13 protein-coding genes, 1 pseudogene and 1 riboswitch are annotated in these 15,094 nt (G+C 49.0%); of the genes and pseudogenes, 7 read left to right on the top strand and 7 right to left on the bottom strand.

Features of this window, described 5'->3' with window-relative positions; translation table 11 throughout:
- Window positions 1-242: 242 nt before the first annotated feature.
- Both FVR03_RS21815 and FVR03_RS21810 read left to right on the top strand, forming a co-directional pair.
- Window positions 243-845 (top strand): RNA polymerase sigma-70 factor, encoded by a 603-nt coding sequence (locus FVR03_RS21815; protein WP_187270259.1) that lies wholly within the window; start codon window positions 243-245, stop codon window positions 843-845.
- 268 nt (window positions 846-1,113) lie between these two features.
- Window positions 1,114-1,638 (top strand): GNAT family N-acetyltransferase, encoded by a 525-nt coding sequence (locus tag FVR03_RS21810; RefSeq protein WP_147923899.1) that lies wholly within the window; start codon window positions 1,114-1,116, stop codon window positions 1,636-1,638.
- Between the two features lie 710 nt (window positions 1,639-2,348).
- Here the strand turns inward: FVR03_RS21810 and FVR03_RS21805 are convergent.
- Complete coding sequence (locus tag FVR03_RS21805) at window positions 2,349-4,553, bottom strand: B12-binding domain-containing radical SAM protein (protein WP_147923898.1); 2,205 nt, start codon at window positions 4,551-4,553, stop codon at window positions 2,349-2,351.
- A 293-nt stretch (window positions 4,554-4,846) separates the two neighbouring features.
- On the opposite strand from FVR03_RS21805, the gene FVR03_RS21800 reads away from it, so the two are divergent.
- The gene (locus FVR03_RS21800; RefSeq protein WP_147923897.1) at window positions 4,847-5,410 is read left to right on the top strand and encodes a hypothetical protein; all 564 of its coding nucleotides are present in this window, start codon (window positions 4,847-4,849) and stop codon (window positions 5,408-5,410) included.
- 81 nt (window positions 5,411-5,491) lie between these two features.
- On the opposite strand, the gene FVR03_RS21795 is transcribed toward FVR03_RS21800, so the two are convergent.
- Window positions 5,492-5,725 (bottom strand): DUF2798 domain-containing protein, encoded by a 234-nt coding sequence (locus FVR03_RS21795; protein WP_147923896.1) that lies wholly within the window; start codon window positions 5,723-5,725, stop codon window positions 5,492-5,494.
- A gap of 53 nt (window positions 5,726-5,778) precedes the next feature.
- Window positions 5,779-5,946 carry a hypothetical protein gene (locus tag FVR03_RS24595; protein WP_187270258.1) on the bottom strand — a complete coding sequence of 56 codons (168 nt, stop codon included), beginning with the start codon at window positions 5,944-5,946 and terminating at the stop codon, window positions 5,779-5,781.
- 153 nt (window positions 5,947-6,099) lie between these two features.
- On the opposite strand from FVR03_RS24595, the gene FVR03_RS21790 reads away from it, so the two are divergent.
- Entirely contained in the window at window positions 6,100-6,378 is a 279-nt protein-coding gene (locus FVR03_RS21790) for a hypothetical protein (protein ID WP_147923895.1), read from the top strand.
- A 247-nt stretch (window positions 6,379-6,625) separates the two neighbouring features.
- On the opposite strand, the gene FVR03_RS21785 is transcribed toward FVR03_RS21790, so the two are convergent.
- Together FVR03_RS21785 and FVR03_RS21780 are read right to left on the bottom strand one after the other, a co-directional pair.
- The gene (locus FVR03_RS21785; RefSeq protein WP_147923894.1) at window positions 6,626-7,732 is read right to left on the bottom strand and encodes a DUF5074 domain-containing protein; all 1,107 of its coding nucleotides are present in this window, start codon (window positions 7,730-7,732) and stop codon (window positions 6,626-6,628) included.
- A gap of 24 nt (window positions 7,733-7,756) precedes the next feature.
- Complete coding sequence (locus FVR03_RS21780; RefSeq protein ID WP_147923893.1) at window positions 7,757-9,700, bottom strand: TonB-dependent receptor; 1,944 nt, start codon at window positions 9,698-9,700, stop codon at window positions 7,757-7,759.
- A 79-nt stretch (window positions 9,701-9,779) separates the two neighbouring features.
- A riboswitch (cobalamin riboswitch) is annotated at window positions 9,780-9,982 on the bottom strand.
- Window positions 9,983-10,562: 580 nt separating this feature from the next.
- Between FVR03_RS21780 and FVR03_RS21775 the strand changes: the two genes are divergently transcribed.
- Together FVR03_RS21775 and FVR03_RS21770 are read left to right on the top strand one after the other, a co-directional pair.
- The gene (locus tag FVR03_RS21775) at window positions 10,563-11,171 is read left to right on the top strand and encodes a DNA-3-methyladenine glycosylase (protein WP_147923892.1); all 609 of its coding nucleotides are present in this window, start codon (window positions 10,563-10,565) and stop codon (window positions 11,169-11,171) included.
- 94 nt (window positions 11,172-11,265) lie between these two features.
- The gene (locus tag FVR03_RS21770) at window positions 11,266-11,967 is read left to right on the top strand and encodes a PQQ-dependent sugar dehydrogenase (RefSeq protein WP_147923891.1); all 702 of its coding nucleotides are present in this window, start codon (window positions 11,266-11,268) and stop codon (window positions 11,965-11,967) included.
- A gap of 136 nt (window positions 11,968-12,103) precedes the next feature.
- Here FVR03_RS21770 and FVR03_RS21765 read toward each other — a convergent pair whose 3' ends face one another.
- Complete coding sequence (locus tag FVR03_RS21765) at window positions 12,104-13,459, bottom strand: IS1182 family transposase (protein WP_147923890.1); 1,356 nt, start codon at window positions 13,457-13,459, stop codon at window positions 12,104-12,106.
- A gap of 43 nt (window positions 13,460-13,502) precedes the next feature.
- On the opposite strand from FVR03_RS21765, the pseudogene FVR03_RS21760 reads away from it, so the two are divergent.
- Window positions 13,503-14,063 (top strand): annotated as a pseudogene (locus FVR03_RS21760) (PQQ-dependent sugar dehydrogenase); the annotation flags it as partial.
- A gap of 157 nt (window positions 14,064-14,220) precedes the next feature.
- Here FVR03_RS21760 and FVR03_RS21755 read toward each other — a convergent pair.
- The gene (locus FVR03_RS21755; protein WP_147923888.1) at window positions 14,221-14,802 is read right to left on the bottom strand and encodes a hypothetical protein; all 582 of its coding nucleotides are present in this window, start codon (window positions 14,800-14,802) and stop codon (window positions 14,221-14,223) included.
- Between the last annotated feature and the right edge of the window lie 292 nt (window positions 14,803-15,094).

The raw sequence follows: 15,094 nt of genomic DNA, 5'->3' as shown, positions 1-15,094 counted from the left end.
AACAACATGAAAGAAAAAGTATTAACCATTATTGGGGCGCATCCGACAAAAATAACTTGAATGTACTTAGTCTGAAAAATATTTTTAAATGTTGAAGACTTTGATAATGAGCCTCAAATTCAATATATTGTTCCTCCTAAGCCCAACAACTCTACAATTTGGTTAGCCTGCTGAGTTAAGCGCTGTGGCTAACGCCTAATTTTTCTGCTAACAAGTGTTAATTTCTGATTATGCTGCCTGTGATGAAAGAAAAGCTGGTTGAAACGATAGGAGCCCTGCAACAAGACAGTGTGGCTGCTTTTGAGCTGCTTTACAAAAGCTACGAGGCCAGGCTATTTGCTTTTTCCTATAAACTGGTGCAGGACAAAGAGGAGGCAGCGGAGGTGGTGCAGGAGGTATTTATCAAGCTTTGGGAAAAGCGGCATTTCCTGGACCCCGAGCAGAACTTCGACGGATACTTGTTCCAGATTGCGCGTAACCTGGTCTATAACAAGGCACGGCGCAGAGTATATGAGTTTGCCTTTAACAAATACCTGGCAGAACAGGAGGTATACGCTACCGCTACCGAAGATGCCATGGCTTTTGAAGAAATAAGCCGTTTGCTGGAGGAGGTATATAATACTTTACCGCCAGTGAGAAAGAAGGTGTTTATGATGAGCAGGATAGAAGGCCTGAGCAACAGCGAAATTGCCGCGCAATTAAACACCAGCAGCAGCAACATCGAAAACCACATCAATAAGGCTATCAAAGCCATCAAAGAAAAATTTAAGACCTACGAAATTATCTACGTGCTCCTGCTGCTCCATGCCGCACAATATGCTACTAGCGCCTCCTGCCAGATCTGAGCCGCTGTAGAAGTTAGGTGTTAGATAATAGACTTTTGTAAGAATCAGGGTTTACAGGACGTTTGAGTTAGGATGCCCGAAAGTAAAATTCATTTTCTCATCCGCTCAATCAAGATTTCCTCAAATCAACTAGTCAACAATCAGAGACCAATTATTCTAATGAAAATGGTCTTCCAAAGCTAAAATGATAAATTTTGGTCAAGGGTGTTTAGCTGGTTCAGCTTGGTGGCAGCAAAGTTTCGTATAGATTTTATTTGAAAAACTGACTGTGAACAAACCTGAAATCATTTTCCGGGATGGTACACCAGCCGATGCCGGCATGCTGGCAGCCCTTGGCTGGCAAACCTTTGAGGAAGCCTTTGGCTCTTACAACGATCCGGAGGATATGCTTGCTTTTAAGCCGACCATGTTTAGCCTGCAGCTACAGGCAGAGGAACTGGCTGAGCAGGAAACGGAGTTTGTAATTGCAGAGGCAGATGGAGTACCGGTTGCTTACATGAAACTGAACTGGGATGCCCCACCCGCAGCTATCAATGGGCACAGACCCATGCAAATCAGTCGCCTGTTCCTGCTGCAGCACTGGACCGGCAAAGGCCTTGGCGATAGGTTAATGCAAGTAGCGCTGGACCGGGCCAGGCGATGGGGCCACCAGGTGGTGTGGCTAACGGTGTGGTCTAAAAATGAGCGAGCCTTGTGCTTTTACAAAAGGCATGGCTTTAGAATAGTAGGAGAACTGGATTTTTACCTGGGCAAAGATGTGCAACTCGATTATTACATGCAGCGAAAGGTGTGAGTGCTGAGGGCTAAGCTACTGCGTTGGTTTTGCTGTGGTAGTTCCTTTGGAAGGCGTTATTTCGGGAAGAAAGTTTTGTAGTTATCCAGGAGACTGGCGAAACCCTGGCCCGCCCCAGAAAAGGAGCAGAACCAGGACCAGGTACTTTTTCATAGTTTTAAAAAGGTTGGAAGAGTATAGCATGAAAAGCTGTGGTTCAGACGCGTAGCCTGCGCCAGCTGCTTTATATAAGTAAGAGCCGCATCTGCCGGAAAGGGTTGCATGCAGGTGAAAAAATAGTTAATAAAAAGATTGATTTCTGATTTAATAAGAACGTGCCGTAGCAACAGTGCGAGAAGTGATTCGCAGATTATTCTAATGCATCAGCCCTTCCGGAGGCAAAAATAGAATTAGCGTACTTAGGGCAATTGCAGAACTGGTTTATAATAGACTACTATGACGTGAGCGTCCGCTCTCGTGTCTACCATTCCGCGGCCTCTGGCCGCTAATAAAATAAACAGTTCGGCCAGAGGCCTCAAGATAATAGTCACGAGCGAGGACGCTCGCGCCATGATTAGGTCCCTCTATTTTCCTGCTAGGACAGAAAATGAAATCTATAAGGCGGCCTCAGGTTTAAGCCTCGTAAAAGGCAATGTAGTTGATAGCCTCAGTATCAACTACATTTAAACCATTCAATCACCCATTCTCTCTTTCACTCATTCAAAATCCCCCTACAGCAGTAGCAGTCCTTTTTCGCGGAGGGTAAACCAGGCGGGGGAGTTCAGGAATTCAGTGAAGCTAAGGTGCGCATCGGCAGGGTAGCTTTCTTCCAGTTGTTTCAGCGTTACGTGTGTCTGCTCCTCGGCAGATAGCTCCTGTATAATATCGAAGAGCCATTGACCAATGGCGGCGGTGGTTTTTACCTCGAAGTCTTCAGCTTTTTCGTAAAACGTCAGCACACTTCGCTCCACTGTCTCACCTTTTTTCGCCATCATAGTAAAATCGATAACAGGTACGTGCCCCAGCCACACCACACGGGCATTTTTGCGTTCGGCATCTGTTTTGCCTGGTGCTGCTATGGCTTTGTAGATCAGGTCGCGTTGCAATTTGGTGCGAGGAACCTTAAAATCGAACCAGAACGACAGCGGTTCATCGAGCGCCACACCGTGCATGTAGTTGTAAATGGCTTTTGCCAAACCCGCACCAAAGAGCTCGTGGTCGGTGCCTTGTGGGTCTTCGTGCCAGAGGTCGTTGTCGGCAAAATCACCGGCTTCAGGACCTACTTTTACCACACCGTATTTTTCAGGGTTTTTACCAACGGGGCTGTGGGCTGTCATGCTGAAACGGTGCCAGTAACCCGACTGAATAACGTTGTTTTGAAACAGTTGCCGCACCACCTCCAGCGAGTCGATGGTTTCCTGAGCGGTTTGGGTCGGGAAGCCGTACATGAGGTAGGCGTGCACCATAATGCCTGTCTGGGTAAAGCCATCGGTTACGCGCGCTACCTGGGCAATGCTCACGCCTTTCTCCATCAGGGCGAGGAGCCGGTCAGAAGCAACTTCCAAACCACCAGAAACGGCTATGCAACCAGATGCAGCCAGCAGACGGCACAGGTCAGGAGTAAAGGTTTTCTCGAAGCGGATGTTGCCCCACCATGTTATTTTTACGCCACGCCTGATCAGTTCCAGGGCCAGATCGCGCAGTGAGGCAGGAGGGGCAGCTTCGTCTACAAAATGAAAACCGGTCTGGCCGGTTTGCGCAATTACCTGCTCAATGCGGTCTACGAGTACAGTAGCAGGAGCCGCCTCGTAGCGCGAAATATAATCTAAGGTAATGTCACAGAAGGAGCAGCGTTTCCAGTAGCAGCCGTGGGCAATGGTGAGCTTGTTCCAGCGCCCGTCGCTCCAGAGGCGGTGCATCGGGTTTATCACATCAATTACCGACAGGTACTCCGTCAGGGGCAGGTCGCTGTAGTCGGGGGTGCCGACTTCTACGTGCGGTATATCTTTGTCGAGGCAACCGTTTATGTACGCTACTTTGCGGTTGAGCAGCAGGAAGGTGCGCTGCAGAAAATCTACCTGGCGCTGCCCCTGCAGGTGCTCCAGCAGCTTCAGCCAGGGGCCTTCGCCATCGTCGAGCGTAATAAAATCGATGTACTTAAATATGCGTGTTTCGCGCAGGCTGCGGAGTTCCGTGTTAGGGTAGCCGCCGCCCATTAGGGTTTTAATGTGCGGGTATTTTTCTTTAATATGTTTTGCCAGCAGCAGCCCCCCATACAAATTGCCGGGGAAAGGAATCGAAAAACCTACCACATCGGGCTGCACTGCCTGCAGGCGCTCCTCCAGCAGTTCCAGCAGCATCTCGTCTATCAGGTTCAGAGGGCCTTGCAGCGCCTCTTCCAGCGGGTCGAACGAGGTGGCCGACATGGCCAGTTTATCGGCGTAGCGGCTAAAGGCAAAGTAAGGGCAAATGGTTTCTTTTATCAGGTCGCCCAGGTCTTCGAGGTAGAGGGTAGCCAGGTAGCGGGCGCGGTCGGTTATGCCCATGCTCCCAAAAGCCCAGTCGATGTCTTCTACCTGGTCGAAACGGGCAGCTTCTGGCAGGTAGCGGCTATAGCTGATCTGCTGGGCCAGGGTGTTGTCTTTGTTCTGCAGAAACCTGATAACCGGCTCAATAGTGTGCAGGTACTCGCGTTTGAGGCGCAGCATGCGCAGGCTATTGTCGGAAAGCTCAAAATCTCCTGCTTCTATGGCTTTAAAAATCCGGCTGAGGCCTGTGCGGGAGAACATGCGTAACACCAGCTCAATGCCAAAGTCTGCCTGTGCCACAGCAAAGCCGCGCCCTGTCAGGAAACCCTTTATATAGGCTGTGGCCGGGTAAGGCGTGTTGAGCTGCGTGAGCGGTGGTGTCAGGAGCAGGATAGTTGGATTCTTCAAAGTAAATTAAAAAAATAATGTTATAACGCAGGAACCAAATAAGTTGCTGCTTCTGTTTGTGTTTTACTAACAGTAATCTTGTGCTACAGGTTCATCTGCAATTATTTTCAAGCATTTTAACCTGATGTTGAATTTTAAATAACTTAAAAATTCAGGAACCTAGATTGATTGTACCTAAGCAAGAAATTTGATTTTAAGATTACAGTGGTGCGCTTACAAAATTAGAGAATAGATCGCTTTTATCTCAACTTTCCAACTTTTATCCAACTCAAAATTATTTTCACTTTCATTTCATGAAAAAATCGTTGCAATTATTCGTGCTGGCTGTGCTTATGCTGGCTGCTTCCTCTTGTGAACTTGTAAAGGATCTTGTTGTTGCCAACATTCCGGGAGTATCTACTATTGATTATACTATCAAGGAGCCAGCAGGTACTGAAACCTTTGATAAAGTTCAGGTAGTAAATATGGGTAATCCTGATTACGCCAAGCACAAAGAACATGTAAATGGCTTTGAAATTAACAGCATAACAGCACAGGTACAAAAGTACTCAGGATCTGAATCGCATCTAGTATCTGATCTGAAGCTTTATTATGCACCTCAGGGAACTAATGATTACATACAGCTTGGTACTATAGAAAACCTGGATTTACATATAATGGCTACTAAAGAGAAAATAGAATACATTAACTTTGTAGACAAAGCAAATAATGAAGCTAAACTCAAGGACATGATTCTGAATGATCAGAAAATCAGCTTTAAACTGACGGGCCTGAATGCCTCCGAAAAACCTATAGACACCACCATTCGGTTCAGGATGGATGCTAACTTGGTGGTTGGGCTAAAGGAAAAGAACTAAAATTGAGTCTCATATAAAAAGAGAAAGGCCAGTGTAATTTTACATTGGCCTTTCTCTTTTATTTTTAGGTATTTTCAGCCCTTAACTCACCAGGTCTTTCAACTTATTTACCACGTAGTTTACACCTGGTACTATGCCCAGCACTGTGCCGGCGATCAGTATAAACAGCACGAAGAACGACCGGAACCACCTGGTGAAAAAGTCGGATGGAAGGCCGAAGGTGTAAAGCTCCATAGCCGAAGCCAACAGCAGACTCAGGATAAGAATGACCAGCAGCTTTACCTTAAGTTTCTGGGGCGTAACAGACTTTTTCATGCGCAATGGGTATGTGTGCTGCAAAGGTACTGCACTAGTGGCTGCTTTTACAATCAGGAGTGGCCTTTTTCTGCTTCCTCTTCTTCGGAGGTGTTACCTGGTGCAGTGGTCGATGGCTGCTGCACTTCATCTTCCTGATCTTTTTTTACTTTTTCTATATCAGAAGAGTCGTCTTTGGTGTTCTCTTGCATGGGTTTTTTGTTTGGGTTATCTGGTGTCATGGCTATTTAAGTTATGGTGTATGGTATAGGCATACGTTCAGAGTGGGCAACAGGTATAAACTAACTCTGCGGGCTTTGTGGTCGTAAACGAAAAGCAGGCTCCAAATCAGTAGCCTGCTAACAGAACAGATTTTTAATTAAGCCAATAACACGATGCATACAAAGAACATAAAAGCCGTTGTAATGGCAGGAGCCATTTGTGCCTTTTCAGGGTTTGGCCTGGCAGCTTGTAACACAGGTACCGATGCCGGAGATACAAACGTAGAAAGAAGTGGCATAAGAGAGACGGAAGAGACCGCAAAACAGAGCCGTACTTCGCGCGACACAGCCGACTACGAGCACCACTACGACCACGCCGACCACCCCGATAGCGTGGCTCTTGGCGATGGTGCCTATAACCAGGATGGCAAAAGAGATAAGAGAGGAGAGTAATGGCAACAGGAACTCTTACTTCAGTTAATATGCTGTAGAGCCTTACCGCCTAATTAAAAAGAGGATCCGGAACCGCATATATGAAATGTGGTTCCGGATCCTCTTTTACTCTCTGTGGGGTGTAGAATTATTCTAATGAAATAGGCCTTCCGAAGGCTTTTGTTGATTTTCGACGCTATGCCTTTGCTTTGTTAAGAGTTGAAAATCATTCACTCATTCAAAAGGCACTCATTCAAAATCTAAAATATTATCTGAAAACGAAGCCGTTAGGAGCTATGCCTACGCGGAAAGAATCTACTACTGCGCCGGTGGTGTTGTAGCGAACTACCCAGCCATCGGAAGTGTAGTTAGGTGCTTTGCCAGCATATATGTAACCGTTAGATGGATCGATGCCAAACCCATTAAAGCTTCTGGCTGGGTAGGAGGCGCCTCTGTTGATAAACGGAGTTGCATTGAGGGTAGTGGCAGCTATGTCCTGCTGGTACACTTTATTATCGTATACAAATAGCACTTTGTCTTTGTTTGCATTAGTAGTGAGGTTGCTCGGCGAAGGTGCATTACGAGTAAAGTTGAAGGTGCCGGTAACGGTATTTGTGCTAGTGTTGATTTTTGCCAAAGCACCTGGCTGGCTCAATTCCTCGCTTATGGTCCAGTCGGCGTTATAGGCTTTGCTGTTGCTGCTGGCTACCCAGAGTACGTTGTTTCGGTCTACCACCAGGCTGTTAGGGCCACGTGTTACCGCAATAGAAGTTTCTACGGCATCGGTGGCTGTGTTGATGACACTGATGGTGCTCCCTCCGATGTTAGCCACATAAAGCTTGCCACCAGAGATTACCAGTTTTTCAGGGTTTACACCTACCTCAATGGTTTTGGTTACAGTTAAAGTATTAAGGTCTACTACGGCTATTCTGCCATTGCCGCTGTAGGTCACCCACTCAGTAACATAGGCTTTCTGGTTGTTAAGAGCTGCAAAATAGCGTGGCATCTCCAGCCCACTTATCTCTCCTTCTGCTTTAAAGGTGTTTACATTGGCTACAACTACTTTCTTGCTGTTATTCATAACCATGTAAGCACGGTCGTTATGAACAGCTATGCTTTGCAGTACATCTCCCAGCACCTGTGGGTCGTTCTCTTTGCTGAAAATGTTGTTTTCTACGGCGCCTGTGTTGCGGTTGTAGTAGCTTACAGAGGCGTTGGAAGCCGTAAAACTACCTTCGTTTGAGATAAGAACGGCATTCTCGGCGTAGGTGCCTGTTGGCCCGGAGGCTTTATCTTCGCAACTGCTCAGGGCAAGCGCACCAGCTGCCAGTGCAGTAGTCATAAAAATACTGCGTAAAAAAGTAAATTTTTTCATGGGTTAGTTTTTAGTATAGTTTAGTTATGGAATTATAAAGCGAAGGTTGAGGGTGTAGTTGCGCGGAGGCATGGCTCTGTTCACCATGGTCTGGTACTCGGTGTTGGTTACATTGTCGGCGCGCAGGGTGCAGTGCAGGTTGCCGGGGCCAAACCGAAACTGCCGCCCCAGCGCCAGCCCCAGCAAGGTAAAGCCGGGCATGCTGCTGGAGTTGTTGTTGTTTGTAAAGCGCTCGCTGTTATAGATCAGGTTGCCGGTAAAGGTCCAGGAGCGCCAGGCGGCATCGGTTGCAACGGTAACTTTGTGCAGCGGCACGTAGGGCAGTTGCTTGTTTAGTTCGGCAGAAGTACCCTCATAAGCTGCTACTTGCTGGGTGGAGGTTAGGGCATAGCCCAACGACAAGCCGGGCCGGAACTCACCTGCCACGGTAGTGGCTCTGCTGCTCCACTCCAGGCCCTGCGATCGCACCTTCTGCAGGTTAAGTGGTGTCCAGTAGCCAAATTCGGATTCTGTCCAGAGCACCCAGTTATCGACCAGCATGTAAAAGCCTGTGAACTCCGACTCCAATGTAAGATTGCCTTTGCTGTAGGTGTGGCGCAGACCGCTTTCGGCTTGCCAGCCTTGCTCGGGTTTCAGCAGCGGGTTGCCACCTGGCCGCCAGAATCGCTCATTCAGGGTTGGCACCCGGTAACTACCCGAAACATTTCCTTTGAGGTACAGCAGGTGTTCTCCAATACTCACAAACTGCCAGCTGGCACCTAAAGTAGGCGTAGGAGAAGGGTTATAGCCTTTCACGAAGGCCTGGCGCAGGTTCAGGCTCAGGGCCAGCTTTGGGTCAGGGTCGTAGCGGAAGAGCAGGAAAGCTGCGGCACGGTCTTCTGTCACTTCGCCACCATACCCCCGCACATCGGCTGCAAAATGCTGCAGGTTCAGGCCGGCCCGCAGGCTCCAGCTTTGGCCGTAGGTGTAGGTTTGCTCTGCCTGCAGCTGGTAGGTGGTAATGTCGGTTACAGAGTTGTTGCTAACATCAGTGTAGTGCAGAAAATCCGTGAAATAGCCAGCCTTTACCGTTGTTTCGCCTATGCGGCTGGTGTGCCCGAACTCAGCCATCAGGCGCAGGTTTTTGTCGAGTTGCTCTGCTTTGTTGGCAGCTGCTCCCATGGCGGGTTGCAGTTGCCGGTGCGTATAGGTGTACCAACTTCGGAAGGCGAGGTAACTTTTGGGAGCAAATTGCCACTTAAGGTCCTGCGTTATTCCTTTTTGTTGCACCCGTGCTTGCTCCTGGCGGGTTTCTGGTGCACCAAAGCGGCCAAGGTCGCGGTAGGTAAAGTTGTTCTGCGCTTCCTGCCAATAGCCGCTGGCCCCCACTGTTAGCTTGTTGTTGCTGTAGCGCAGAGCGGCGTTGCTATAGTAGCGGCCAAAGCTGCCGACCTCCTGCTGCACCTCCGCCCCAATTCCTTTGCCGGCTTGTTCCGGAGATTGAAGTAATACAGCACCCCCAATGGCACCGTTGCCATAATGAGCGCCGGCTGCACCGTGCTGCACCGCCACCTGGCCAATACCGCTCAATGGCAGTGTAGCAAAATCGTTCTGGCCCAAAGAGGGCATGGCAATGTTCAGTCCGTTCCAGAGAACTGCTGTGTGCGAAGCTGAAGTGCCTCTGAACGAAACGCTCGAAATGCCACTGGCTCCGTACGTTTTCAGGTAGAGAGGCGTGCGTGTCTGCAGTGCTTCGGCGAGAGTGGCGGAGGTATAGGTGCGCAGGTAGCTGCTGTCGAGGGAGCTAACGCGACTACCGGCCGCAAAAACCTCTGCTGGTTTCCCGAACACCTCCACCGCCTTTAGCTGATAAAAGGAAGTATCTTGCTGTGCCTTTGCTACCTGGGCCAGGCAACAGAAGGCCATCAAAAAAAGTACACCACGAAGGGTAAAATATTTCACAATACATGCGCTTAAATCCCGAAGCATGCTTGTGGGGGTACAGGGGCAGGAATAGCAAACGCAGGTGAGCGTGCCGGACGTGCCGCTTTTCTCCCGAAAGCATACGACAATTCTGGTCGAACTGGCAGGTCTCCTGGCTTTCTTCAGTTAGTTCGCCTTCCCATCCGGTTGCAGGACAGTGGCTTTGGTTGTGAACTAACCCTTTGTAGAAGATTACAGTTGCGGGAACAGCGCAGGTATTTCACCTGCTTCCCTTTTAAGGCTCGTGCTACGGCTGTAGTACAAGCCACCAATCTGAGCGCAAAGGTAGGAAACAGTTTTGAATTAAACTGAAAATAAAATTTGTGCCTGACATTAACCCTTGAAGCTGTGAGCGCCAAATAGCTTCTGAAGGCCAATTTCATTTAAATAATTTGGTTGTTGGTAGCTGGTTCAATGGCTTAATTCTTAAATGGTTAAATGCTTGATTTAAGAAAGTGCAGTAAAGACCTCGCAGCGTGCGCAGCTCCTGCGAGCGTCTGGGGCATAGCAACAGCAGCAGCAAATATGTATTTTTCAACAGGGAAAATTAAACGCGCTATGTAATCAGAGAGATCCAGAATAATTGTGATTTAAATAGTTACAGCACCAGTTACCCTTGACTCGAAAACGTCTAGAACTCTTCTGAAGGCTGTTTTTATTCGAATAATTGTTGCTTTGCTAAATAATTGGATGACAGATTTTTGATAGCGAAAATTAGTGTACGAGAGAATCAGATCTGTTTCTAAATCAAGCTACTTTAGCCTTCTGCTATTCGTTTCTCGTCATTTTGAATTTCTAATTTGGCGAAGCTATAACAAACACAGGCGGCTAAGAGCAGTATACAGGAGCTGAAACAAAAACAGCCATTATGACCGGAGAGAAGCTCCCCCTTTCTTTTTACACCCGCCCCAATGTAGTGCAGGTGGCGCAGGACCTGCTTGGCAAATACCTGTTCACGAACATAGGTGGTATGGTAACAGGAGGCATTATTGTAGAAACAGAAGCCTACTCCGGAGAAAACGACCGCGCCTGCCATGCCCACCTGAACCGCAGAACACAGCGCACCGAAATCATGTACCACCAGGGAGGCGTAGCCTACGTGTACCTGGTGTATGGCATTTACCATCTCTTCAACATTATTACAAACGAGGCAGGCAAAGCCGATGCAGTACTCATACGCGCCATAGAACCGACACACGGCCTGGAAGAAATGCAACTGCGCCGTAACATGCCTGTTGTGAAGCCCAACCTCACAGCAGGACCAGGAGTCATGAGCATTGCCCTGGGCATCAACAAAAAACACTACGGCACCAACCTCACCGGCGATACAATCTGGATAGAAGACCGGGGCAGGCAGGTGTCCCCTGAAAGTATGGCCATCGGCCCACGCATAGGTATAGATTATGCCGGAGACGATGCGCTGCTGCCCTGGCGGTTCTGGCTGAAGGGAAATAAATGGGTTAGCCGCAAGAAGTGAAAAAGTGCTGCCACTATTCCTGTTTATGCCTCTTACTTAACCCTAAAAGCATTTTACCCGTTGGATTACCTAGTATACTAAATTAAAATGACTTATGATAAAACTAAAGCTAGCACCAATTGCAGCAGCAACCTTTCTTGTACTGAATGCATGTAACACCGGCACTAACGATGCCAGCAAAGAAGAGGCCATAGGCAACGAAGCTCCCGGTCAGCCGGTAGAGACCAGAGAGCAGGATGCTGGTTATGAACCTGCATTCTCAGGACAAATGCGTGCGCCTGGCGTTACAACTACGGCCTCTTACGAGGTTCGGGTACTAACAGACCAGTTAAGCAAGCCCTGGGGCATTACAACCCTGCCAGATGGTCGTTTCCTGATTACTGAGAAAGAAGGAAATATGCGTATTGTGTCGCAGGAGGGGCAGGTAAGCGATAAAATTACGGGCCTACCTGAAGTAGATGCTAAAGGCCAGGGCGGACTGCTGGGGCTCACGCTCGACCCTGAATTTGCCTCTAATAAAACCGTGTACTGGGCTTTTACAGAAAAGAGAGACAAAGGCAATTTAACATCTGTAGCAAAAGGAATGCTCTCAGCCGATGACACCCGTATAGAAAAAGCGACTGTTATTTACCGGGCTACTCCTGCCTACGATGGCGATAAGCACTTTGGCGGTCGTGTTATATTCGACAAAGAAGGTAACCTCTACCTCACCACCGGTGAGCGTTCCGATAAAGAGACGCGGCCGCAGTCGCAGGATCTGAATTCAGGCCTAGGAGTCTGTCGGATTAAGCTTTAGTAATTGAGCTTCTATGGTGATAGCTTTTCTTTTTTGATCTTTTTTATTCTGTTCAGGTTCATTTTCTTGTTTTAGCTTTATTTGGCCTTCCTCTATTGCACTTCACCTCAGTCTCTATCCCTGCTTTTGCTCCTTGTTAGGCAATGGAGAGGGTAAAGAGGCGCTTCAGGTTGTAGGCAAGGCACACCAGCGACCACTCCCCGGCAGCCTGCTGCTCACCCCGGAGTGAAAAGCGCCGGAAGCCCAGCACCTCTTTGATGATGCCAAAGACCGGCTCGACCGTCTGCTTGCGCTTGCTGTATATACGCCTGCCTTCCTTGCTGCTCAGCCGCCGCCTCATGCTCTCTGTCGCCGTCCCCTCCGGGCCTGGCTCCTGCTCCTGCCGGAGAGCCGTAGCCAGGAAGCTGTTGTGCCGCTCTCTGCCAGTGGCGATCAGTGCCTCTATCCCGTCTCCGTCCCGCAGCGCCTGGGCCGCCTCCACGTTCTTCTCGCTGAAGTAGCCGGTGTCGGCCACCGCCGCCGTTATGGTGCCCAGTTCCCCGGGAACGGAGGCTATGGCCGGAATGAACTCCTGCCTATCGTTGGCGTGGGCGTTGCTGTAGGCCCCGACGATGAGCATGTCCTCATTTACCGCCGCCTGCCCGTTGTAGCACTGCTCAAAGCCGCGGGAGGTCTTCATGATGCGCGACTCGGGGTCGGTGAAGTTGTACTGGTCGCTCTCTTTGGGAGTGCTCTCCGGCTCTTTGGGTGCCTTGCCTCTGGGTTTCCTGCCTGTCTGCTCCTGCTGCTCTCTGCGCCTCTCCAACTTCTGCTCGTACTCCTGCCTCTCCCGCTCATGGCGCTCTGCGGCACGCGCCTCCACCACTTGCTTTGCCTGCTTTATCTTCTCGAGCCGCTCCTTGCGCCGCAGCAGCTCCTGTGGTATGTCCAGCTGCAGGTGCTTTTCCTGCTCGTCCTGGGCCTGGGCCAGCGCCAGGAGCTTGTCTATCTCTGCCTCCAACTCTGCTTCCAGACGCTTCATGTATTCATAACTCATGGCTTTGTGGCGGGAGGCGTTGGCCTGTATTTTGGTCCCGTCGATGAAGATGTTGCCCAGCCTGACCAGCCCCATCTCCTTGCCCAGGAGCAGGATATCTTTGAACCAGCCCCGGATCTGGGGAAGGAAGCGCTTGCGGAAAGCGGCTATCGTGTCGTGGTCAGGGTGCAGGTTGCCGGCAAGGAAGCGGAAGGCCACCGAATCATAGGTGGCCGCCTCCAGCTTACGGGAACTGAAAACGCCCGTGGCATAACCGTAGAAGAGCAGGCTGAGCAGTAAGCGCGGATCATAGGCGGCCTTGCCTTTGCCCTGGTAGTGGCGGTAAACACTGCTCATCTCCAGCTGCTCTACTATATCTGCTACAAAACGCGCCAGATGGGATTCCGGCAACCAGTCCTCCAAATTGTAAGGCAGCAGCATACCCTGATCCCGCATAGCGCCCTGAAAATGTTTCATCTCCTAAAGGTAGCAATTCCTTCTTTCCGACAAATCCGACAGGCTCCTAGGTAAAATTATTCGCATCACAAAAGATGGTAAACCTGCAGCCGGGAACCCGCAAACAGGATCCAGACCAGAAATTTATTCGTATGGCCACCGCAATGTGCAGGGTATCGACTTCCATCCTGAAACAGGAGGGCTTTGGGTTTCTGAAATGGGCCCGCAAGGCGGCGATGAACTGAACCTGGTGGAAGCTGGCAAAAATTACGGCTGGCCAGATATTACCTATGGCATCGAATACAACGACGACAAAATTAGTGGGGGAGCTACTCAGAAAGAAGGCATGGAGCAGCCCGTTTATTTCTGGGACCCGGTGTTGTCGCCAAGCGGCATGACCTTTTACAGAGGCGATGCGATACCAGAGTGGAAGAATAACTTGTTTATTACCGGCCTCAACAGCCACCACATAGCGCGTATTGTGCTCGAAAATAATAAGGTTGTTGGCGAAGAGCGTATTGCAGCCGATCAGCAGCAACGGTTCAGAGCCATAACAGAGGGCAACGACGGAGCGCTTTATGCTGTAACCGACGAAGGCAAGTTGTACAGAATTGGCTCCCGCTAAGATTTAAAAAAGCAATCTGGGCTTTAGAAAAATTCAAGCTGCTAAGAATGGCAGCTTGAATTTTTCTAATAAAAGTGCCCTTCAGAAGCGTTTTGCGTCTAAAAGTGTCAAGGGTATTGTTTGGAATTTCCTATACCAGACGCAGCAACAGCTGGTGTTAAGTTTGCAGGTGCTGAGCAGCCAGAACAATGCCATAGATCCAACTGGTGTATAGGAGCGTGTAATAAAAACCTGTAGCCATGCTCTTGCCAATGTTGCCTTTGCAACTGCGCGAGTTTTTAAACACCAACCGTAGCGCCCTGAAAAATAGCCAGTAAAGCAGCGCTATAAAAATTAGGAGCATATTGCTAAGCAGCCAAATAGCCAGTATGGCAGCAACGGCCACTACAACCCAAGCCGCTATAGCGGCAAATACACCACCACAACCTTCCCCGGCAGTTGCAATGCCTTCTGTAAACTCTGCCGATCCTATAAAATGCTTTTTATCAGGTATCCATAGCCTATTGCTGAAGTTGCCCAGATTGTCTTTTAGTTTCACGCCCCAGTAAAGGCCAGCCGTTATAAACACAAAAAAAAATATCGCCAGAGTGCTTGTCTCCAGCAAAGCGTTTTGTAGAAGCGGCCTATGCTGCTGCAACCCCAATACATAAACACCCACAACAGTTAGCGCCACTACAAGTAGGCTAATCAGAAAGACAGTCCGGGAAGAAAGGAAAAGATAGCGTGCAGGTGCGGGCATGGTGCTGGTGCAGACATTATTCAGAAATGACAGTTGAAATTACTAATAATTGTTAGCCTTTATATTTTTTGGCAAGATATTTATTCTATATAGGGCACTCCTAAAAACTATTGTTCCTATTTTGTAAGCACCTGGTGCTTTATTTTTAGCTAATCAGGATGTTTGCCCTTATAGAAGCGTTTTATTCAAGTTGCTCAAAGTCAGTCATTTGCAATTTTCATTCTTCCGGTTAGGACACACGTATCCACTGCGGGCTCAGTTGCACCTTGCGAAACAGGTTGTAAGTCAGGTT

It is taken from the genome of Pontibacter qinzhouensis, assembly GCF_008017455.1.
Lineage (GTDB): Bacteria > Bacteroidota > Bacteroidia > Cytophagales > Hymenobacteraceae > Pontibacter > Pontibacter qinzhouensis.
The sequence above is the reverse complement of the archived record's forward strand: the minus strand, read 5'-3'. Positions and strand labels throughout refer to the sequence as shown.